Here is an 18,892-nt window from a genome sequence, read left to right on the forward strand (position 1 = left end):
CCGGACCAGCTGAAGAAAGTCGCTGAACGCCTCGAAACGATCATCAACCCCGACGGCACCTTCGACGACACCGACCGAGCGCGGCGCCGTAGCTTCACCCTCGGCCGCCAAGGCCCGGACCGGTGCAGGACTTCTTCGAGGGCGGTGGGGGCGAGTTCGTGTGTTCTGGTTTCGGATCGCATGGAGCCGATCATGTCGACGCTCATGTGGAAGAAGGGTGTGTCCAGGTCGTCCAGCAGTTGGCGGGCGATGCTGGACTTTCCGGAGCTCGATGCGCCGTTGAGGAGGATGACCTGGCCGGGAGGGGGCATGGGGTCAGCTCACTGGGGGCGGGTGGCGCTTACGTATTGCAGCAGGCGGTGCACTTGTTGGTCGATGCCGACCAATCCGTTCTCGGCGAAGAGCTTTGGGAAGATGTCGGTGGTGAAGACCCGAAGGCCGCTCCAGCCGCCGACGATGCGGCTGGCGTGGCCGAAGGGGGTGTCGGCGCGGTGGCTGGTTGTGAGGGCGATGCGGCCGCCGGGGGCTAGTACGCGGATCATTTCTCGGGTGGCGGCGATGGGATCGGGGATGAGGTAGAGGGCGCCGAAGCAGCAGACGGCGTCGAAGGTGCCGTCGGCGAAGGGGAGTCGGCGGGCGTCGCCGCGGAGGTAGCCGACTCGGGGGCCTGAGTTGTCGGTGATGGCGCGGGCGAGCATGGGTTCGGAGTAGTCGAGGCCGATCGCGTAGCCGTCTCCGGAGAGGGCGTTGCTCAGGTATTTGGTGAAGTTGCCTGGACCACAAGCGATGTCGAGGATCTTTTTGGAGCCGTCGAGGTGTAGTGCGGTCACGGCGTCGCGGCGGTCGGCGGCCGTGGTCCGGCCGCTGGCGAGGTAGAAGAGTGTTGGGCGCCAGGCTTTTTCGTAGACCGCCGCTAGTGCGGGGGCGTTCATGGTGCGTCTGGCGAGATTCACGGGATCTTCCTCGGTTCGGCCGCTGGCGATTCCATCGGGCTCCTCGTCGTTGGGGAGTCGAATGGTGCGGATCGGGCGGTGACCAGGTGTTGATCACCGCCCGCCGCGGGATAACTCAGGCCTGGTCGACCTCGATGGTGATGCCTGCCGCGCGCAGTCGATCGGTGAGCGCGTCACCCATGGCCGCTGCGGGGGTGAGGATGCCTGCGAGTTCCGGCTGCTTGTCGCCGTCGAAGGCGAGGCAGAGACCGCTTTCGCCGAGCATCACCGCGGTTGCCTGGTAGCCGGGGTCACCGGTGCCTGCGAAGGTCGCGACGTATTTCGCGCCCGAGGAGGTTCGGGTGAATGTCTTCATTGTGAACCAGCCACTGGCGCGGGCCTTTTCGTCGGGGCCGGTGCCTGGCTTCGGCAGCACCCTGTCGAGCAGCTTGCGGCCCGGCGACACCCGCGACAGCGCAGCGCCCGCCGCCATGGTGGCAACGATGCCGCCTGCGATGCCTGCCGCGATCAGGGGGGCCGCTGGCGACTTGCCCGCGCTCATCACCTCGCGGTAGCGGAAGTTCTTGCCGTATACCCAGCCGAGCAGGCCATTGGTGCGACGCACGATCTTGGTGTTGTGCGCGCCCATGACGAACGTGGCGACCCAGCCGTCGAGGCTCGGATCGATGCTGCTTGCGCGTTGCAGCGCCTGATCGGTCTGCCTGCCGACGTCGGGGTCCTTCGACTTGTCGGGACTCAGCGAGTACGGATGCGACATCACCCGACCCTTGGATGGGTCCGCGGCGATCGCCTCCATCATCGCGCGACCGGAGTCGATGGTGCCGCCGCTCGCGCCGCCCTTCATCTTGGCGACCAGAGTGGTTTCCTCGAGTTCGCCGGTGTTGTCGGCGACCGATCGTTTGTAGAGCTCGTACACGCTGATATCCGACGGAATCGAGTCGTAGCCACAGGAATTCACGATCTTCGCGCCGGTGGCGGCGGCCTCGTCGTGGAACTGGTCGATCGAGTCCCTGATGAACAGTGGCTCGCCGGTGAGGTCGGCGTAGTGGGTGCCCGACTTCGCGCAGGCGGCGACCAATGGCAGGCCGTAGCGCAGGTACGGTCCGACGGTGGTGACCACGACGGTGGTCCGGGCGGCGAGAGCGTCGAGCGCGGCTTGATCGGTGGAATCGGCGACAATCAGCTCCCAGCCCGCGGCGGCAGGTCCCAGTTCGTCGCGCACCTTGGTGAGCTTGTCGAGGGAACGCCCGGCAAGTGCGATGCGCGCGGCCTCGGGCGCGGCGCGTGTCAGGTACTCGGCGGTGAGTTTGCCGACGAAACCCGTCGCGCCGAATAGCGTGAGGTCGAATTCTCGTTTGTCTGCCATCGTTACCTGCTCCCGATCAATGCTGTGTGTGCGTTATGCCTGGTCTCGCACGGGCTTCTTTGCCCTGGCCCGTAACTGTTTCGGTAGAACCGGCGGATGCTCGGCAAGCCATCGGTGGTGAATCTGTCCGAGTTCGGTGACCGGTGGCTCGTCGTAGATCCATTCGCGGGAGATGCGATGCCAGTTCGCGGTGCATTCGAGCTGGCCGAGCATGCCGAAGGTCAGGAAGTCGGCGCGGCGCGAGAACAGATGCTCCGGCGGCAGATTCTGCTGTTTCATTCCGGCGAATTCGCTTGCCCTCGGGTCGACCGCGAGCAGGAACGCGCCGCTTGCCAGCTCGGGGGTGATCGTGAGTTCTTCGTCGATCAGACACCATTCCGATGCCGCGAGAACGTATTCCAGGCATTCCTCGGCGCCGATCTCATCGGGTGAGTCGATCACGCCGCGTTCGATCATCAACTCTCGCAGGTCTTCCGCGCGATCCTCGGCGGCCGCGCGCAGGCAGATCGTCTCGAACCGCACGTGCTCTGGGTCCATGCGGTTGAACAGGCCGAAGTCGAGGAAGGCGACTTTGCCGTCGGTGGCGAGTAGCACATTGCCTGGATGTGGGTCGCCGCAGAACTCGTGGAAGGTGAACAGTGAACCCACGTAGAAGCGGTAGATGATCTCGCCGATGCGGTTGCGCTCGGCGTCGGGCAGCTGGCGGATCGCGTTGAAGTCCTTGCCCTCTATGTACTCGCTGACCAGTACCCGCGTGGTGCTGAGTTCCGGCAACGAGCGCGGCACCACGATGAACGGATGCCCGGCGTAGACCTCGGCGATCTGTAGCTGGGTGTTGGCCTCGGCCTGGTAGTCGAGCTCGCTTTCCATGTTCAGCCGTAGCTCGTCGAGCACGGCCGGGGTCACCCACGGCATCGCCGATTGGAGCACCCTGCGGAACATGGCCAGGTTCTTCAGGTCCGCGCGCACGGCGGCATCGATGCCGGGGTACTGGACCTTCACCGCGACCTGTCGCCCGTCGTGCAGCGTGCCGCGATACACCTGCCCGATCGACGCGGCCGCGATCGGCGTCGACTCGAATTCGGCGAATATCCGATCGAGCGGTTGCCCGAAGTCTTCTTCGATCACCTGGCGCATCGACTCGAACGAGACCGTCGGTGCGGCATCGCGCAGCACGGCAAGCCGCTTCTGGAAACGTTCGCGGTGTGCTTCCGGCACCAGGTCCATATCGAGCACGGACATCATCTGCCCGAGCTTCATGGCCACACCCTTCATGGTCCCGAGGACCATGACCACCTGCTCGGTGGTGCGGATCATCGACTCTTCGGCCATCTTCGCGCGCACGGCCTCGGATCTACCCCGCATCGATAGCCGCGTGCGCTGGGTCCGGAGGACCGAGCCGGCCGCTACCGCACCCAGCTTGGTGCCACGAGCAAGCCGGGAAGTCGGTACTTGCTTCGCCATCGAGGTACCTCCATTGGTGCCGACGCGCGGGCGGTGACGCAGCGCACTCGGCGCACCGCTCGGGTTCAGACTAACCAACGATTCCGCAAAGTCGAGCACGGCGGTTAACTTCAGCTAGCGGCCCAGCTAGCACCCCGGTCGAGCGCCCGAGGTCGGGCGGATGTCAGTTTCCCGAGTTGGTATCGAGGGTCGGCAGCACATGTGACTGCGCGTTGAACACTTCCCTCGACCCGTTGGCCCGCGCCATTCCCTCGATGGCGCTCCACGCCATCATCGTGAGGTAGTCGATGACCTCTTCCCTTGATATCGACTTGTTGGTCGTCCACCAGTGTGTGGCCAGCTGGATGCCGCCGACCAGCACGTAGGACCACAGGAGGGCGCCTTCGGTCTCGATGCCCTTCGCACCGGCGCGATCGGTGATGACGACGGAGACGACTTCGGCGAAGAGCTTCTCGAACTCCGCGAGCGAGGACTGGTCGGCCGAGCCGTTGCCCATGATGAAGCGGTAGACCTCGGGGTCCTCGTCGACGGTGCCGACGTAGGCCGAAAGGGCCGAGCGCACCAGCTGGTATTCGTCGGCGTCGAGGCTGATCGCCTCGTAGACCCTCGGCATCAGCGTGGTTTCGATGAACCGCTGCATGGTCGCGTGGACCAGGTCGTTCTTATCGGAGAAGTAGCGGTAGAGCACGGTTTTGGAGACGCCGATCTCGGCCGCGATCTCGTCCATGCCCGCATTGCTGCCCCGGGAGCGGATCGCGGCGAGGGTGCCGTCGACCAGCTCTTCGCGCCGGTCGATCTTGTGCTGTCGCCACCGGCGCTTGCGCCCGTCCGTCCGGCCGGTGCGCACCGCCGCCGGTCGATCGGCGCGCTCGCCGACGTCGACAAGGTCTTCGGTGGACAGCGTGAGCTCCCTCGTTCGTAGGGCTTCGGGCTTCGAGCCGTCGGGCTCCATCGACCCAGCTTAGGTCCAGGCCACCGGTGGGATGTGCGTTTGGGTAGCTGATGCGGCAGGAACCACATATTTCACACTGCTGCTGCCGCGACGAGCCGGTCCGAGCGCGGCGCACAGCAGAATGGGGTCATGGAGAAAGCTCCCGGCAACATCGCGGTCCTCGACACGCGCAGCCAGCCTGCCGCAGCGGCACCCAATTCCTTCGCGGCCTTCGTGGACGAGGAAGGCAAGAAGCGCGACCTGTTCCGGATGAAGGCGTTCGCCACCGGGCTGTTGGCCTTCGCGACCGTGGTCTATCTGCTCTGTCGCTGGCTGGAATCGCGCGGGTCGGGCGGCGATTGGGTCGGCTATGTGCGGGCGGCCTCGGAGGCGGGCATGGTCGGCGCGCTCGCCGACTGGTTCGCGGTGACCGCGTTGTTCCGGCATCCGCTCGGGCTTCCGATTCCACATACGGCGATCATTCGCAAGAAGAAGGATCAGCTCGGCGCCAGTCTCGGCTCCTTCGTCGGCTCGAACTTCCTTGCTCCGGATGTGGTTTCGGCGAAGGTGACCTCGGCGCAGGTCTCCTGGCGGGTCGGGCGTTGGATGGCCGACCAGGGTCATGCGGCCAGGGTGGCCGAGGAGAGTTCGACCATCCTGCGCGCGGTGGTCGCGACGCTGCGCGATGAGGACGTCGAGCAGATCATCGACAACACCATCGTCAAGCGGATCGCCGAGCCGCTGTGGGGTCCGCCGATCGGCAGGGTGCTCGCCGAACTGCTTGCCGACAACCGGCAGCTGCCGCTGGTCGACATGCTTGCCGAACGCGCTCATCAGTGGGCGTTGGCCAGCCAGGAGACGATCGACCGGATTGTTTTGCGTGACGCGCCGCAATGGGCTCCGAAATTCGTGAACATTCTGCTTTCAGAAAAGATCTACCGTGAACTCGTCGAGTTCACCTGGAAGGTTCGTTCGAACCCCGAGCACGAGGTGCGCCTCGCGGCGAATCGATTCCTGGAGGAATTCGCCTACGACCTCCAGCACGACGACGCGATGATCAAGAAGGCCGAGCGGATCAAGGCGCAGGTGATGGGTCGCGAGGAAATCACCGGTATGGCCGAGGCGACCTGGCGCGCGGCCAAGCGGCTGATCCTGGAATCGGCGGATGATCCCAGCAGTACGCTGCGCAGGAAGGTGGCCGAGAACGTGCAGCAGCTGGGCGAGCGGCTGCGTGACGACGACGAGATGCGCGCCAAGGTGGACGGCTGGATCGACCGGGGCGCGCGTTATCTGGTGGGAAACTATGCGGGGGAGATTACGACTCTGGTCACCGACACGGTTGCCAGGTGGGATGCCGAGGAGGCGAGCAAGAAGATCGAATTGCAGGTTGGGCGTGATCTGCAATTCATTCGGATCAACGGAACGGTGGTCGGATCGCTGGCAGGACTTGCGATCTACACGATTTCGCAGCTGCTGTTCCACGGCTGAACGCAGAGCGCTGAATATTTGCTGGAAACGCGCTAACAGAGTGCTTGCAATAGCTAGCGCCCTCCCTTAGAATTGATACCGTACAACCGCCAGAAGGTGAGTGATGGCAGACCAGCCCGAGGTTTCCGCCGAGTACACCGACAGTTCCGCCGAGCAATCGGCAGGGGTCGGCGAAAAGGCGGCTCGCGTCGTGAAGTCGGCGCACGACATCGGAGGGTTCATCAGGGCACAGCGAGAGGCCGCGCAAGTCTCGCTGCGTCAGCTCGCCACCCTCGCGGGAGTGAGCAATCCGTATCTCAGTCAGATCGAGCGCGGACTGCGCAATCCGTCCGCCGAGGTACTCGCGCAGATCGCCAAGGCACTGCGGGTGTCATCGGAGGTGTTGTACGTACGGGCTGGCTATCTCGAGCAGCGGCCGCACAGTCCGGTCCGGGATGCCCTGCTTGCCGAAACCGCGATCAGCGAACGGCAAAAGCAAGTCCTGCTGGACATCTATGAATCGTTCCGCCGCGAAAACGGAGGGGACGAGTCCGGGGGGGATCAATGGGACAGCGACGTTCCGCGCACGACGACAACCGAAACTCCGCCACGCCAGGAGAGCGAAGAATGACCGAGAAGAACCAGACAACCAAGCCGCTTTTCGCCACCGTCGGTGCCGGTGACGCGGTCTACGCCGCCGTTATCGACGCCGTCTCCCAGGTGCGTGAGCGGGCCGTGACCGCCGATGTGACCGGCCGCGTCGAAGAGGCCCGTGAGCGCTTCGCCAACGTGCCCGCCGACGTGCAGGCTCAGTTCGAGACGCTGCGTGAGCGGCTGTCCGGGCTGCCGTCCGAACTCCCGGAGGACCTCGCCGAGCTGCGCGAGAAGTTCACCCCCGAGGAGCTGCGCACGCTCGCCGAGAAGTACTACGCCAGGGTCCTCGACCTGTACGCGGATCTGGCCGTTCGCGGCGAGGAGACCGTCGACCGGTTGCGCGCCAACCACCTGGTCGAGGATCGGATCGAGCGCGTCGAGACCCTTTACACCGACGCGGTCAGCCGCGCGGAAGACGTGTTCGGCAAGGTCAACGACCTGCTCGGCCGCCCGGCCAAGGTTGAGGACGATGTCGTTGCCGAGCCGGTCGTCGAGGCCGAGGTGCTGACAGTGACGACCGAGTCCGAGCCTGCCGTTGCCGAGGAGCCCGTTGTCGCGAAGGCGCCGGTCAAGAAGGCCCCCGCCAAGAAGGCGCCTGCCAAGAAGGTTGCTCCCAAGAAGGTGTAATCGCCTGCACGAACCGACGACCCCGCACGCCCTGGTGTGCGGGGTCGTTGCTTCTATGATGGGTGGGGTGAATATGGCGCAGGATTTGACCGGCATGATCTTGTTCGTGCTGCGGCTGGTGGCTCTCGGTGCAACGATTTTCGCGTTGATCCACGCCATTCGCCAGCGTCCCGACGCCTTCACCGCAGTGGACAAGCTGACCAAGCCGATCTGGATTGCGATCCTGGCCGCGGCATTGCTGTTCCTGCTGCTTTCGCTGGCCGTCACCAGTCTGCTCGCACTCATCGCGATCATCGCGACCGGCATCTACCTGGCCGACGTGCGACCGAAGGTGGACGAGATTCAGCGCGGTCCGCGCTGGTAGTGGCCGCGGCGGCCGCATATTTGAATGCTAGCTCTAGCTAGCAGCGCGAATCGGGGTTACTGTATCGAGCAGTAACACAAAGGAGTGTCCGATGCGTGCAATGCTGCCGTCTGCGTTGGTTGACCTCCCGGAACAGGTCCGGGGACTGCTCGATGTGCACCGCGCCAACCTGCGCAACCGCACCTACGCCACCGAGGCACTGAACTCGCCGACCGTTGCGCACCAGACCGTTCCCGTGACCACCGCCGATGGCGCCCGGCTGCGGGTACACGCGTACGGCCCGGCCGACGGCCAGGTGATCGTGTTCGTGCACGGCTGGACCTGCGCCATCGAATACTGGAACGCGCAGATCAACGCGTTCGCGGGCGAATACCGTGTGATCGCCTACGACCAGCGCGGGCACGGTGAAAGCGAACGCGGTACCAGCCCGCTGACCACCGACCTGCTTGCCGAGGATCTGGCCGCCGTCCTGACGGCCACACTGAAGCCCGGTAGGCGGGCCGTGCTCGTCGGCCACAGCCTCGGCGGAATGACGCTGCAAGCCTGGGCGGGGCGCTATCCCGAGCGGGTCGCCGAGCAGGCGCTCGCGGTGCTGCTCACCAACACCGCCCCGCATGGGCTGGTCGCAACCACCACCGTCATACCGCTTTTCAACCGGCCGCTGCTGCTGAAGCTGCGAATTCCCTTGCCTTTCTTCATCGGTCGCCTCGGTCTCGGCTCGCCCGTTGTCTTCCCGCCGCTGGCTCCGGTGCGCTGGGGTTTCGCCAGGCAGATCATGACCCTCGCCGCGACCGACGACGAAATCGACTTCTGCATGGCCATCGTCCGGTCGTGCCCAGCGCGGGTGCGCGCCGAGTTCGGCATCCTGCTGGCCGAGATGGACCTCGGCGAATCGGCGCGGAACCTGGTTGTCCCCACGACCGTGCTCGCAGGCTCACTCGACGACATGACCCCGCAGGCACACTCGGAGAAGATCGTCGAAATGCTCAGCGAGACAGGCAGTCTGGTCCGCTACGAGGTATCGAAGACCGGACACCTCGGCAATGTAGAGGCTTACGAGCGCTTCAACGAGGAGCTCGCTCAGGTCCTCGAATCGATACATCAGCCGGTAGAAGCAGTCAGCTGAAGACGACGGTGCGGCGGCCGTGGACGAGGACTCGTCCCTCCAGGTGACAACGCAGGCCGCGGGCAAGGACTACGCGTTCTATATCGCGCCCCTGGCGGACCATATCGCGGACTTCGTCGGCGTGGTCGATGCGGATCACGTCCTGCTCGATGATCGGGCCCGCGTCCAGTTCCGCGGTCACGTAGTGGCAGGTTGCGCCGATCAGTTTGACGCCGCGGGCGAAGGCCTGGTGGTACGGGCGTGCGCCGACGAACGAGGGCAGGAAGCTGTGATGGATATTGATTGCGCGCCCGGCCCAGTGTTCGGTGAGCTCGGACGGTAGTACCTGCATGAAGCGAGCGAGCACCACCGCGTGCGGATCGTGCGAGTCGACGAGTGCGCGTACTTCCTCGAACGCGGGGCCGCGGTCGGCCGGGTCCTTCGGAAACGGCACGTAGTGGAACTTGACGCCGTGCGCCTCGGTCATGCCTGCCAGATCGGGATGGTTGCCGATCACCGCCTCGATGGTGGCGGGTAGCTCACCGCTGGCGGCGCGGCCGAGTAGATCGTGCAGGCAGTGCCCGTCCTTGCTGACCAGCAGCACCGCGCGCCGTCGTTCCCCGGAATCGAGCAGCTGCCATTCCGTCTGCGGCCCCAGATCGGCGGCCACCCCGGCGAACCGGTCGCGCAGTTCGGCAATCGCGAACGGCACCGTCGAAGCCTTGATCGCCTGCCTGGTGAAGAACCACCCGCTGTCGACGTCGGAGTGGTAGCCCGCCTCCACGATCGACCCGCCGAACTCGGCGATGAACGAGGTGATTCGAGCGATGATGCCAGGACGGTCGGGGCAGCCGAGGCTGAGCACGAAGCGGCGGTCCTCGAGAGCGGATGGAGCGGGACTCATAGCTACATCCTCCCAGGTGGGCCCCGCCCGACTCGCCCCACCTATCGGCGGTGGAATTGGGTCACTCGGCCCTGGTGGACCTCACAGTTCATAAAACGGTTCGGCGTAATGGAATTCGCCGATGATCTGAGATTCGTATGCCGCCAATCTGCGGACCTGGAAGTGGGAGACCCAGGCGGGTTCGTCGGGGGTTATGCCCAAGCGTGCGGCGTGTACGAAACCGAACCGGGGGTAGTAGTCGAGGCTGCCGAGCAGACCGACGAGGGGGTCGTCGAGGGCGTCGGCGGCACCGAGGGCGGCGTGCATGAGAGCCGCGCCGACGCCGTTGCCCTGGTGTTCGGCGACGACACCGATCGGGCCGAGGGCGAGTACAGGGAAAGGGCCGACACTCGCGCGAGTGAGGCATACGTGGCCGATGACCCGGTCGTGTTCGATCGCCACGAAGGAGAGAGTGGGGATCCAGCCTTCGTCGCTGCGCAGCCGGGCGACCAGGTCGACCTCGGGTGGGTCCGCGGCGCCGTCGGCGACTTCGCCGGTCATCTCGGCGATGTCGGCATCGGCGAGGGTGTACCGCGCACCGCCGTTCGCGTACAGAGGTCCGAAGGCACTGCGATGCACCGCCGCGATCGCGGCGTCGTCATCGGCGCTTTCGCGACGGATCAGCACGGCTTCGTCTCCTCCCGAACGAGTAGGGCCACCAGTACACGAGTGTGCGCGAAGGTCCCGAGGCGCGCAATGGGATTCGCCACCGGTATGCCAGACTCTCACCTCATGGCAAATTCCACGTCGCTGACCCGGGCCGAAGTGGCCGCCATGATCGATCACACCCTGCTCGCGCCCGAGGCGACGACCGCCGATGTCGAAACGCTGATCGCCGAGGCGCGCGCACTCGGCGTGTGCGCGATCTGCATTTCGCCGTCCATGCTGCCGGTCCGCGCACCCGGTGTGGTGATCGCGACGGTCGCCGGATTCCCATCAGGCAAACACCATTCGCTGGTGAAGGGTGCTGAGGCTCGCCTCGCCGTCGAGCACGGCGCGGACGAGGTGGACATGGTCATCGATGTCGGTGCGGCGCTGGCGGGTGACTACAACGCGGTACTCGCCGACATCGTCACGGTCCGCGAGGCCATGGGCGATCGCGCGGTACTCAAGGTGATCATCGAGTCGGCCGCGTTGCCCGATGCCGCTATCGCCGCGGTCTGCCGTGCCGCCGAACGCGCGGGGGCGAATTTCGTGAAGACCTCCACCGGATTTCACCCGGCGGGCGGCGCGACCGTGCACGCGGTCGCGCTGATGGCCGAGGCGGTGGGCGGGCGGCTCGGTATCAAAGCGAGCGGTGGAATCCGCACCTCCGAAGCCGCCGCGGAACTCATCGCCGCGGGCGCGACCCGACTGGGTTTGTCCAAATCCCGTGCGGTGCTCGACGGCTTCCCCGCCTGATCCGGTCACCCGTCAGCACCGGCCCATCCGTATGTGTTGCAGCCATTTGTGTTGCGCACGAGGCGAACCGAGCAATCCGTGCGATCAGCAGCGGACGTTCTCGGCCTTGGGATCGGCGGTCAGTTCGGTGTGGCCACCCGCGAGCTTTACCTCGATGCCGTCGTCGGTGACCTTTATGTCGGTCGCCTTCATGCCGAGCGGATAGCTCTGCAGACTCTGGCTGAAGACATCGACGATGCCCTGCACCAGATCGGTGGGCAGGCCCATACCGAGCAGCTGCGCCGACTTGGTGTCGATCTGCACCACGCCGTCGGTCACCTTCGGCTGTACCTGTAGCTGGGCGAGCCCGCCGAGGACGTCCAGGGTCAGCATGCCGCTGCTCGCGGAGGACTTGACGCCGCTGACCAAGGCGCCGAGTGTCTTCTCGATGCCGTCGTTGTTCCAGGTGACATCGGCCGACGAGCTGTCGATGGTGCCGCCGCCCTGGCCGCCGTTCTTGACGTCGACGCCGTTGAAGCGCGCGTGCACAACCATGCCGACGGCCGGGCCGAACTTGGAGTCGTCGCTGTCCACGGTCACCTCGGACACCTTGCCGTCGACCCAGGTGACCAGCATCGGCTTCCATCCGAAGCCCACATCGATCTTCGAGCCCATTTCTTTTTCGAATTGCGTGCTGATGCAGTGCGAGACCTTGTGCCTGGCAAATACCTCGCCGCCGACCAGCGCTCCGATGAGCAGCGTTGCGACCACGACAAGGGCGATCACCAGAGTGCGTCGACTGGAGTTCACGGTGGCAGGAGGCTTCTGACTCATTGGGCCGATTCTTCCCGACTTTTCTGTGTTCGGTCTGTGGGCGCGGTGAGGGGATCGATTGTGACATGTGACACAGGATTCGAGCGTAGCCTGGTGCCCATGGCTGGCGATGCGGCGGCCCGCGCACTCGAATCCGCGGAGCATGGATGGCGGGCGCTGCGGCTCCTGGCATGTGGCCATGCCGGATTCTTCACCACGAGACAGGTATTGCGTACCGGCTGTGAGGCGCGAGTGCGCGCTGCGCTCGCCGATGGGTCGGTGACGCGGGCCGGTGTCGGGTTGCTGCGGCTGACCGATTGGCCCGATGGGCCGCTCGACGAATACGCCATGTGGGCGGCCTGGTTCGACGGTACCGCCGCGGTGTCGCATCAGAGCGCGGCGGAACTGCACGGCCTCGGTCGACTACGGCCGCGATTTCTCCACCTATCGATCGCCGCCGGACGTCCGCCGGTGACGCCGCGGCTTGTGGTGCTGCGCCGTCGGCTGATCGCTACCGATGTCGAATCCGCCGGTCCGTTCCTGGTGACGACGCCGGTGCGGACGGTGCTGGATCTGGCGGAGGCGGACATCGGGCAGACCGCCCTTGACGAGGTGGTCGGCGACGCGGTCGCCATCCACCGCTGCGCGCGCGATGAAATCCGTTCGGCCAGTGTGCGTCTGCCCCCTCGTGCGGCCGCCCGGGTACACCGGGCCCTGACCGGGGTGTGAGCACGGGTGAGCGGGTGCGATGTAATTCGGACCGGCTTTGCCGCTGTCGAAACCTGCCGGTCGGCGCCGCACACGGCGGTCTGTGGCACCAGCTCTTCGAGCCGTATTCGACGGGCTACGTCGGGGCGTTGTTCGGTGCGACGGCCGACCATGGCACCGAGAGCACACAGTCGCGCATGCGGCGGCGATAGGCCCGTACCGGGAAACCGTCCTGCCGCAACGACTTCGCCGCGGCCTGCCAGCGCACTCGTGGTCCGAACGGCGCGTGCGGCGCGGCGCGAGCCCATGCGCGGTCGGCGGCGGCGAGCAGGGCGTGGATCGGTTCGCCGGGAATGTTGCGGTGGATCAACGCCTTCGGGAGTCGCTCGGCGATATCGGAGGGACGCTCGACGGTGAACGGGTCCCACGCGAGGGTGAGCGACAACGGCCCGGAACGATCGAGCAGCACCCAGGCGCAGCGGCGGCCGAGTTCATCGCAGGTGCCGTCGACGAGCAGGCCGCCCTCGGCCACGCCGGACAGGATGGTCGCCCACGCGTCGGGGACCGCCGATTCCGGATATTGCCGCAGCACGTTGAACGCGCGCACCAAAACCGGTCGCAGCCTTGCCAATTCGAAGCCACCACGGGCGAAGGTGACGCCGTCGCGGCCGGGCACCACGCGTTCGGGATCGATCTCCAGACCGACCACCCGCACGTCGGCGCGTACGGTTCGCAGCCGGGTCGCCAGTTCCAGCGTGGTCCACGGGCTCGCACCGTAACCGAGATCGACGACGAGCGGATCCGGTGCCGCACACAGGCGCGCACAGACCAGGTCGTCGTTGATCAGCCAGCGGTCACTGCGCCGCAGCCGGTTGACGCCGGTGGTGCCGCGGGTGATGGTGCCGACCGGTTTGGTCAGCTGGTCGGGTTTTGCGCTTCCAGCCACCGCACGGTCTCTTCGGCCTCGGCACGGAACAGGTCCACCAGGTTCACCAGCATGAGCTGCTCGAGCCGAGGACCGACCATGGGAATGAACACCTTTGCCTCCGAGGAGAATCGCGCGGTACAGCCGGTGTCGGTGGCGAACAGGCGGATGGTGCCGCCGAGGCTGCCAGGGCCCGCGGGAATGGACGCCGAGTACTTGCCGACGATCTCTTCCTCGTTGAACAGGCCGTAGCTCTCCTTGCGGGTGATCACCATGTCCTTGCGCATCACCGCCTGGGCGACCTCCGGCAGCATCTCCCTCGGCAGGATGTGGTGCAGCACGATCTCGATCCCGGAGTCGTTCACCTGATGGCTCACGACTTCGTTGTCCGAGTACTTACGCATCTCATTGACCCGCGCCTCCCAGTAGTCGCGGTTCGACAGTGCCGCATACAGCTCTTTGGTGGTGTGCAGCGGGTAGCGGGCTGAATAGTCCAGTCGGCGAGCCATGAGCGACTACGTTACCGGGGCTGGTCGGCACGCCATCGTTCGGCAGTAAATGTGGAAAGCCGCCACAAACCTCGCGCCATCGAACCGGGACATCGTCCAGAGCGGGCTCAGCGCTGGGCGAGCCAGTTGTTGGTGAACTCCTCTTCGGAGGTAAGGAGTTCGGTGAGGCGTTCCGCGATCGCGGTCTCGATCTTGCCGCCGAACAGCGGGATCTTCACCTCGATGCTGCCGGAGACCGTGGCGACCGCGCCCGCTCCGTCGGCTTCGAGGACGACAGTGCCCCGGACCTCGGCGGGGGCGCCGTCGACGCGGGCCTCGAAGGTCGCGGAATTGCCCGACCAGTTCTCGACGCGGGGGATGATCAGGTCGCCGGGGCGCACCGCGGTGATGGCGGGGGGCAGCAGCTCGGCGGCGATGGCCTGGATCATTTCGACGTGAACCTGGTCACCGCTGACGGTGATCGAATCGAGCCGGGCGTTCGGTCCACCCACCTCGGCGATGCGGTCCTTCCAGTACTGCTCGTCGGCGATCGCCGCGCGCACGTCCGTGACCGGATGTGAATAGCGGGTCGTGTACGCCAGGGGTGTAGCCATGGTCGAACACGCTACCGTCTTGGCTGTGCGAACTTCACGGGCGGTGTCGTCGGATCAGCTGCGCGACCTGCTGGCCGACACCGGTGCGCTGCTGCGCGAATCGGTGCGGCTTGCGGAACTGACGACGCTTCGGGTCGGCGGGCCGGCGACGGTCGCCGAATGCGCGACGACCGAGTCGCTGGTCGCGACGGTGCGCGCGCTGGACGCGGCCGAGATTCCGGTGCTTTTGCTTGCCGGCGGCTCCAATCTGCTGATCGGTGACGAAGGGTTCGACGGCGTCGTGGTCGCGGTGCGCACCGAGGGCGTCGAGATCGGCGCCGACGGCGTTGTCGCCGAGGCGGGCGCGAACTGGGACACGGTGGTCGCGGCGACGGTCGCGGCCGGATTGGGTGGTCTGGAGTGCCTTTCCGGCATTCCAGGATCGGCGGGCGCGACGCCGGTGCAGAACGTCGGCGCCTACGGCGTCGAGGTGGAGCGACTGCTGCGCCGGGTACGGCTGTTCGATCGGGCCACCGGTGAGATTCGCTGGGTGGCGCCGGGTGAGCTCGGTTTCGGATACCGGACCAGCGTGCTCAAACACCGCGCCGACGCGATGGTGCTCGCCGTCGATTACGCGCTCGATCCCGGCGGCTCCAGCGCGCCACTGCGCTACGGCGAGCTGGCTGTCGCGCTCGGCGCCACCAACGGCGAATCTCGGCCGGCGGCCGAGGTGCGTGCTGCGGTACTGCGGCTGCGGGCGGGTAAGGGCATGGTGCTCGACCCGGCCGACCACGACACCTGGAGCGCGGGTTCCTTCTTCACCAACCCGGTCGTTCCCGAGGCTCGGGTGCGCGAGGTGCGTGCCGCCATCACCGCGCATGTGGGGGAGGTCACCATCCCGACCTACCCCGCACCGGACGGAGTGAAATTCTCCGCGGGCTGGCTCATCGAGCGGGCCGGTTTCGCCAAGGGCTTTCCCGGTCCTTCCGCCTCGGCCCGATTGTCGACGAAACACACGTTGGCGCTGACCAACCGCGGTGGTGCGACGGCCGCGGACCTGGTCTCGCTTGCCCGCACCGTCCGTGATGGGGTCGCGGAGCGATTCGGGATCCGGATGGAGCCGGAGCCGGTCACCGTGGGGGTCACGCTGTAAGGATGAAACGGACACCACATTCTTCGTTAGGGGATCTAAGGATTCCCCCGGCGTAAATTCGATTCGGTGAGCAACCGTCCAGTCATCCGAAGACCGGCCGCGGCCGTGTCGGCAGCGCTTCTCGTCGTGGTCGCCCTGGTGGCAGGCTGCGCGAACGACCGAAACGGCAAGAGCGACTCCGCCGGCGACTCCGGTCCGGTCGCGAAAGTCACCCTTGCCCCGGCCGCCGATGCCAAGAACGTCAATCCGACCACGCCGGTGTCGGTCACCGTCGCCGACGGCACCATCGACCAGATCGCGCTGACCAATGCCAGCGGCAAACAGGTCGCCGGCGAATTAGCGCCCGACAGGCGCAGTTACAAGACCACCGAAGCGCTCGGTTACGACGGGTCCTATACCTGGTCGGGCACCGCGACCGGTGTCGATCGCAAGCCGGTTCCCATCGGTGGAACCTTCGGCACGCTCGCGCCGAAGAATGCCGTTCCCGCGACCATCAACGTCGCCGACAACCAAGAAGTCGGCATCGCGGCGCCGATCATCTTGCAGTTCAAGGCTTCTGTGCCGAACAAGGCCGCGGTGGAGAACGCCATCAACGTCACGACCAACCCGCCTACCGAGGGCGCGTGGGCCTGGTTACCGGACGACAACGGCGGCTCGCGCCTGCATTGGCGGCCGAAGGACTATTGGGTGCCGGGAACCACCGTGCAGGTCACGGCCAAGCTTTACGGTCTCGACCTCGGCGCGGGCAACTACGGATACACCGATCTCACTTCGGAATTCCGCATCGGCCGCAGTCAGATCGTGAAGGCCAACGCGCCGAGCCACCGCATGCAGGTGGTGCGCGACGGTCAGACCGTGTTCGACTTCGCGGTCAGTTACGGCGAGGGCAATGAGCCACGCAACGTCACCCGTTCCGGTGTGCACGTGGTCACCGAGAAATACGAAGACTTCATGATGTCGAATCCGCCGTTCTACACCAATGTTCGTGAACGCTGGGCGGTACGCATTTCCAACAATGGCGAATTCATCCACGCGAACCCGGAGTCGCTGTCGGCGCAGGGGGCTTCGAATGTCACCAACGGCTGCATCAATCTCTCGCCCGGTGACGCACAGGCGTACTTCCCGACCGCGCTCTACGGTGACCCGGTCGAAGTGACCGGTACCTCGATCCAGATGTCCGCCGCCGACGGCGACCTCTACGACTGGACCATCGACTGGAATACCTGGAAGGGCTTGTCCGCGTTGGACGACTCGAGCGCTCCAGGCATCTCCGCGGCTCCGGTCGCGCCGGGGCCGCCGCGCTAGTAGTCGATTTCGCACAGATCCGCTGGCGACTGCTTGCGGGTCGCTCGAAAAGACCCGCTGGCGACTGCTTGCGGGTCGCTCGAAAAGACCCGCTGGCGACTGCTTGCGGGTCGCTCGAAAAGACCCGCTAGCGACTGCTTGCAGGTCGCTCGAAAAGATCCGCCCCCGTTCGGAAATCGGAACGGGGGCGGATCGCGTTGAGTGCCGGGCAGTTACCGGTTCGCGTCAACCTTCTCGGGCTCCACGTTCGCCTTCTCCATCGCGATGGCCTCCTCGACGGCGCCGAGGTTGCGCCCGGCGAGCAGGTCGCGGATTTCGATGAGCAGTTCGGTCTCGGTCGGCTCGGCCGCCTTGGTGGTGCCGAAGCGGTTCTTGAGCGTCTTCATCGGCATCATCAGCACGAAGTAGAGCACCGCGGCGACCATGATGAAATCGATCAGCGCGGTGACGATCGGCCCGACCGCGATAAAGGTGGCGGGCTTGCCCGACACCAACTGGATCCCGAGGCCGAGCTCGTTGGACTTACCCAGCACGGCGAGCAAGGGATTGATGATGCCCTTGGTCACCGATGTCACGACCGCGGTGAACGCGGTGCCCATGACCACCGCGATAGCAAGATCAATGATATTTCCGCGCATCAGGAAATCTTTGAAACCCTTGAGCATGAGCCGAGCAACTCCAATCTGGTGTATTTGAATTTCAAATCCCAGATGCTAACCGCCCGCACACGTTGTAGCGAATCCTCAGCAATCGCTGCGGCGGTACCCCGGCCAGCCCCTGACCCGGGTCACGATAGACCGGTGAACGCGCCCGGGCGACCCGAGCGATTCAGCTGCGGCGCGCGAAGCGACCCGGAGCCGCCTGGTCGCGCGGCGCGACGATGATCTGGTCCAGGTTGACATGCGGCGGACGGGACGCGACAAAGCCGACAATCTCCGCGATGTCCTGCGCGACGAGCGGGTCGATGCCCTCGTACACCTTGGCGGCGCGGTCCGCGTCGCCCTCGAAGCGGACGAGGGAGAACTCGGTCTCCACCGCGCCCGGCGCGATCTCGGTCAGCCGGACCGGCTGACCGAGCAGCTCGCCGCGCAGCGTGCGGTGCATGACCGCCTGGGCATGCTTGGCGGAGGTGTAACCGGAGCCGCTGTCGTAGGCGTGGAAGGCGGCCACCGAGGTGATGGTGACGATGAGACCGTCTCCCGAGGCGATCAGCTTCGGCAGCAGCGCCTTGGTGACGCGCAACGTGCCGAGCACATTGGTCTCCCACATCCAGCGCCAGTCGTCGAGGTCGGCCTCGGCGACCGAGGCAAGCCCCTTCGCGCCACCCGCGTTGTTGACGAGCACGTTCGCGCCCTCGATCGCGTCGGTGAAAGCCCGCACCGATTCGTCGGAGGTCACATCGAGTTCCAGTGCGGTGCCGCCGATTTCGTCGGCGAGGGCACGCAACCGATCGAGCCTGCGGGCGCCGACGTAGACGTGGTAACCCTGCTCGGCGAGTTCTCGGGCGGTGGCCTCCCCGATGCCCGAGCTGGCTCCGGTGACGACGGCGGTGCGGATACTCATGATCTCGATCCTATGTGCAGGGTGTTTGCCGGTGACCGGTGTTGTTGCCCGGATCACGGTCGGTCGGTGCGGCACCGTTAGCCTCGGTGA

21 protein-coding genes and 2 pseudogenes are annotated in these 18,892 nt (G+C 65.9%); 10 read left to right on the plus strand and 13 right to left on the minus strand.

Annotated elements, in window-relative coordinates:
• A pseudogene (locus ACLMAJ_RS33845) lies at positions 1 to 120 on the plus strand (DUF222 domain-containing protein); the annotation flags it as partial.
• A 101-nt stretch (positions 121 to 221) separates the two neighbouring features.
• Here the strand turns inward: ACLMAJ_RS33845 and ACLMAJ_RS33850 are convergent.
• The 5 genes and pseudogenes from ACLMAJ_RS33850 to ACLMAJ_RS33870 form a co-directional block, all read right to left on the minus strand.
• Positions 222 to 311, minus strand: a pseudogene (locus ACLMAJ_RS33850) (phosphotransferase-like protein); the annotation flags it as partial.
• A gap of 9 nt (positions 312 to 320) precedes the next feature.
• The gene (locus ACLMAJ_RS33855; RefSeq protein WP_412017965.1) at positions 321 to 953 is read right to left on the minus strand and encodes a class I SAM-dependent methyltransferase; all 633 of its coding nucleotides are present in this window, start codon (positions 951 to 953) and stop codon (positions 321 to 323) included.
• A 115-nt stretch (positions 954 to 1,068) separates the two neighbouring features.
• Positions 1,069 to 2,319 carry a saccharopine dehydrogenase family protein gene (locus ACLMAJ_RS33860; RefSeq protein WP_412017966.1) on the minus strand — a complete coding sequence of 417 codons (1,251 nt, stop codon included), beginning with the start codon at positions 2,317 to 2,319 and terminating at the stop codon, positions 1,069 to 1,071.
• A 33-nt stretch (positions 2,320 to 2,352) separates the two neighbouring features.
• Positions 2,353 to 3,783 (minus strand): ABC1 kinase family protein, encoded by a 1,431-nt coding sequence (locus tag ACLMAJ_RS33865; protein WP_412017967.1) that lies wholly within the window; start codon positions 3,781 to 3,783, stop codon positions 2,353 to 2,355.
• A gap of 163 nt (positions 3,784 to 3,946) precedes the next feature.
• Positions 3,947 to 4,630, minus strand: coding sequence for a TetR/AcrR family transcriptional regulator (locus tag ACLMAJ_RS33870; RefSeq protein ID WP_412018065.1), 684 nt, complete (start codon positions 4,628 to 4,630; stop codon positions 3,947 to 3,949).
• A 354-nt stretch (positions 4,631 to 4,984) separates the two neighbouring features.
• Between ACLMAJ_RS33870 and ACLMAJ_RS33875 the strand changes: the two genes are divergently transcribed.
• From ACLMAJ_RS33875 to ACLMAJ_RS33895, 5 genes are all read left to right on the plus strand, one after another.
• A complete protein-coding gene (locus ACLMAJ_RS33875) occupies positions 4,985 to 6,202 on the plus strand; it encodes a DUF445 domain-containing protein (protein WP_412018066.1) in 1,218 nt (405 codons plus the stop codon).
• 103 nt (positions 6,203 to 6,305) lie between these two features.
• The gene (locus tag ACLMAJ_RS33880; RefSeq protein ID WP_412017968.1) at positions 6,306 to 6,812 is read left to right on the plus strand and encodes a helix-turn-helix domain-containing protein; all 507 of its coding nucleotides are present in this window, start codon (positions 6,306 to 6,308) and stop codon (positions 6,810 to 6,812) included.
• Positions 6,809 to 7,462: a heparin-binding hemagglutinin gene (locus tag ACLMAJ_RS33885; protein WP_412017969.1), complete on the plus strand. Its 654-nt coding sequence runs from the start codon at positions 6,809 to 6,811 to the stop codon at positions 7,460 to 7,462. The genes ACLMAJ_RS33880 and ACLMAJ_RS33885 overlap by 4 nt, the downstream gene beginning before the upstream one ends.
• A gap of 73 nt (positions 7,463 to 7,535) precedes the next feature.
• Positions 7,536 to 7,826 carry a DUF2516 family protein gene (locus ACLMAJ_RS33890; protein WP_412018067.1) on the plus strand — a complete coding sequence of 97 codons (291 nt, stop codon included), beginning with the start codon at positions 7,536 to 7,538 and terminating at the stop codon, positions 7,824 to 7,826.
• Between the two features lie 91 nt (positions 7,827 to 7,917).
• Positions 7,918 to 8,952, plus strand: coding sequence for an alpha/beta fold hydrolase (locus ACLMAJ_RS33895; RefSeq protein WP_412017970.1), 1,035 nt, complete (start codon positions 7,918 to 7,920; stop codon positions 8,950 to 8,952).
• Here ACLMAJ_RS33895 and purU read toward each other — a convergent pair.
• Positions 8,945 to 9,835 carry a formyltetrahydrofolate deformylase gene (gene purU / locus ACLMAJ_RS33900; RefSeq protein ID WP_412017971.1) on the minus strand — a complete coding sequence of 297 codons (891 nt, stop codon included), beginning with the start codon at positions 9,833 to 9,835 and terminating at the stop codon, positions 8,945 to 8,947. The genes ACLMAJ_RS33895 and purU overlap by 8 nt on opposite strands.
• Positions 9,836 to 9,916: 81 nt before the next feature.
• Positions 9,917 to 10,501: a GNAT family N-acetyltransferase gene (locus tag ACLMAJ_RS33905; RefSeq protein WP_412017972.1), complete on the minus strand. Its 585-nt coding sequence runs from the start codon at positions 10,499 to 10,501 to the stop codon at positions 9,917 to 9,919.
• A gap of 105 nt (positions 10,502 to 10,606) precedes the next feature.
• Between ACLMAJ_RS33905 and deoC the strand changes: the two genes are divergently transcribed.
• Positions 10,607 to 11,275, plus strand: coding sequence for a deoxyribose-phosphate aldolase (deoC, locus tag ACLMAJ_RS33910; RefSeq protein ID WP_412017973.1), 669 nt, complete (start codon positions 10,607 to 10,609; stop codon positions 11,273 to 11,275).
• An 84-nt stretch (positions 11,276 to 11,359) separates the two neighbouring features.
• Here deoC and ACLMAJ_RS33915 read toward each other — a convergent pair whose 3' ends face one another.
• Positions 11,360 to 12,088 carry an LmeA family phospholipid-binding protein gene (locus tag ACLMAJ_RS33915; RefSeq protein WP_412017974.1) on the minus strand — a complete coding sequence of 243 codons (729 nt, stop codon included), beginning with the start codon at positions 12,086 to 12,088 and terminating at the stop codon, positions 11,360 to 11,362.
• A gap of 99 nt (positions 12,089 to 12,187) precedes the next feature.
• On the opposite strand from ACLMAJ_RS33915, the gene ACLMAJ_RS33920 reads away from it, so the two are divergent.
• Complete coding sequence (locus ACLMAJ_RS33920) at positions 12,188 to 12,796, plus strand: type IV toxin-antitoxin system AbiEi family antitoxin domain-containing protein (protein WP_412017975.1); 609 nt, start codon at positions 12,188 to 12,190, stop codon at positions 12,794 to 12,796.
• A 115-nt stretch (positions 12,797 to 12,911) separates the two neighbouring features.
• Here ACLMAJ_RS33920 and ACLMAJ_RS33925 read toward each other — a convergent pair whose 3' ends face one another.
• From ACLMAJ_RS33925 to ACLMAJ_RS33935, 3 genes are all read right to left on the minus strand, one after another.
• Positions 12,912 to 13,721 (minus strand): class I SAM-dependent methyltransferase, encoded by an 810-nt coding sequence (locus tag ACLMAJ_RS33925; RefSeq protein ID WP_412017976.1) that lies wholly within the window; start codon positions 13,719 to 13,721, stop codon positions 12,912 to 12,914.
• A complete protein-coding gene (locus ACLMAJ_RS33930) occupies positions 13,691 to 14,209 on the minus strand; it encodes a DUF2505 domain-containing protein (RefSeq protein WP_412017977.1) in 519 nt (172 codons plus the stop codon). The genes ACLMAJ_RS33925 and ACLMAJ_RS33930 overlap by 31 nt, the downstream gene beginning before the upstream one ends.
• Before the next feature lie 107 nt (positions 14,210 to 14,316).
• The gene (locus ACLMAJ_RS33935) at positions 14,317 to 14,802 is read right to left on the minus strand and encodes a DUF2505 domain-containing protein (RefSeq protein ID WP_412017978.1); all 486 of its coding nucleotides are present in this window, start codon (positions 14,800 to 14,802) and stop codon (positions 14,317 to 14,319) included.
• A gap of 91 nt (positions 14,803 to 14,893) precedes the next feature.
• Here ACLMAJ_RS33935 and ACLMAJ_RS33940 point away from each other — a divergent pair, with 91 nt between their 5' ends.
• Together ACLMAJ_RS33940 and ACLMAJ_RS33945 are read left to right on the plus strand one after the other, a co-directional pair.
• Positions 14,894 to 15,934, plus strand: coding sequence for a UDP-N-acetylmuramate dehydrogenase (locus ACLMAJ_RS33940; RefSeq protein WP_412018068.1), 1,041 nt, complete (start codon positions 14,894 to 14,896; stop codon positions 15,932 to 15,934).
• A gap of 66 nt (positions 15,935 to 16,000) precedes the next feature.
• The gene (locus tag ACLMAJ_RS33945; protein ID WP_412017979.1) at positions 16,001 to 17,239 is read left to right on the plus strand and encodes a L,D-transpeptidase; all 1,239 of its coding nucleotides are present in this window, start codon (positions 16,001 to 16,003) and stop codon (positions 17,237 to 17,239) included.
• 212 nt (positions 17,240 to 17,451) lie between these two features.
• Here the strand turns inward: ACLMAJ_RS33945 and mscL are convergent, their stop codons facing one another.
• On the minus strand, positions 17,452 to 17,904 hold the full coding sequence (gene mscL, locus ACLMAJ_RS33950; RefSeq protein ID WP_412017980.1) for a large conductance mechanosensitive channel protein MscL: 453 nt from the start codon (positions 17,902 to 17,904) through the stop codon (positions 17,452 to 17,454).
• Between the two features lie 163 nt (positions 17,905 to 18,067).
• Entirely contained in the window at positions 18,068 to 18,802 is a 735-nt protein-coding gene (locus ACLMAJ_RS33955; protein WP_412017981.1) for an SDR family NAD(P)-dependent oxidoreductase, read from the minus strand.
• Between the last annotated feature and the right edge of the window lie 90 nt (positions 18,803 to 18,892).

This window comes from Nocardia arseniciresistens, from assembly GCF_046764875.1.
GTDB lineage: Bacteria > Actinomycetota > Actinomycetes > Mycobacteriales > Mycobacteriaceae > Nocardia > Nocardia arseniciresistens.

What these genes read in the sequence shown, in the direction of transcription:
- ACLMAJ_RS33880 (WP_412017968.1), top strand. Translation starts at nt 6,306, where the DNA reads ATGGCAGACCAGCCCGAGGTTTCCGCCGAGTACACCGACAGTTCCGCC.
- ACLMAJ_RS33885 (WP_412017969.1), top strand. Translation starts at nt 6,809, where the DNA reads ATGACCGAGAAGAACCAGACAACCAAGCCGCTTTTCGCCACCGTCGGT.
- ACLMAJ_RS33865 (WP_412017967.1), bottom strand. Translation starts at nt 3,783, where the DNA reads ATGGCGAAGCAAGTACCGACTTCCCGGCTTGCTCGTGGCACCAAGCTG.
- ACLMAJ_RS33920 (WP_412017975.1), top strand. Translation starts at nt 12,188, where the DNA reads ATGGCTGGCGATGCGGCGGCCCGCGCACTCGAATCCGCGGAGCATGGA.
- ACLMAJ_RS33895 (WP_412017970.1), top strand. Translation starts at nt 7,918, where the DNA reads ATGCGTGCAATGCTGCCGTCTGCGTTGGTTGACCTCCCGGAACAGGTC.
- ACLMAJ_RS33955 (WP_412017981.1), bottom strand. Translation starts at nt 18,802, where the DNA reads ATGAGTATCCGCACCGCCGTCGTCACCGGAGCCAGCTCGGGCATCGGG.
- ACLMAJ_RS33935 (WP_412017978.1), bottom strand. Translation starts at nt 14,802, where the DNA reads ATGGCTACACCCCTGGCGTACACGACCCGCTATTCACATCCGGTCACG.
- ACLMAJ_RS33860 (WP_412017966.1), bottom strand. Translation starts at nt 2,319, where the DNA reads ATGGCAGACAAACGAGAATTCGACCTCACGCTATTCGGCGCGACGGGT.
- deoC (WP_412017973.1), top strand. Translation starts at nt 10,607, where the DNA reads ATGGCAAATTCCACGTCGCTGACCCGGGCCGAAGTGGCCGCCATGATC.
- mscL (WP_412017980.1), bottom strand. Translation starts at nt 17,904, where the DNA reads ATGCTCAAGGGTTTCAAAGATTTCCTGATGCGCGGAAATATCATTGAT.
- ACLMAJ_RS33915 (WP_412017974.1), bottom strand. Translation starts at nt 12,088, where the DNA reads ATGAGTCAGAAGCCTCCTGCCACCGTGAACTCCAGTCGACGCACTCTG.
- ACLMAJ_RS33890 (WP_412018067.1), top strand. Translation starts at nt 7,536, where the DNA reads ATGGCGCAGGATTTGACCGGCATGATCTTGTTCGTGCTGCGGCTGGTG.
- purU (WP_412017971.1), bottom strand. Translation starts at nt 9,835, where the DNA reads ATGAGTCCCGCTCCATCCGCTCTCGAGGACCGCCGCTTCGTGCTCAGC.
- ACLMAJ_RS33930 (WP_412017977.1), bottom strand. Translation starts at nt 14,209, where the DNA reads ATGGCTCGCCGACTGGACTATTCAGCCCGCTACCCGCTGCACACCACC.
- ACLMAJ_RS33875 (WP_412018066.1), top strand. Translation starts at nt 4,985, where the DNA reads ATGAAGGCGTTCGCCACCGGGCTGTTGGCCTTCGCGACCGTGGTCTAT.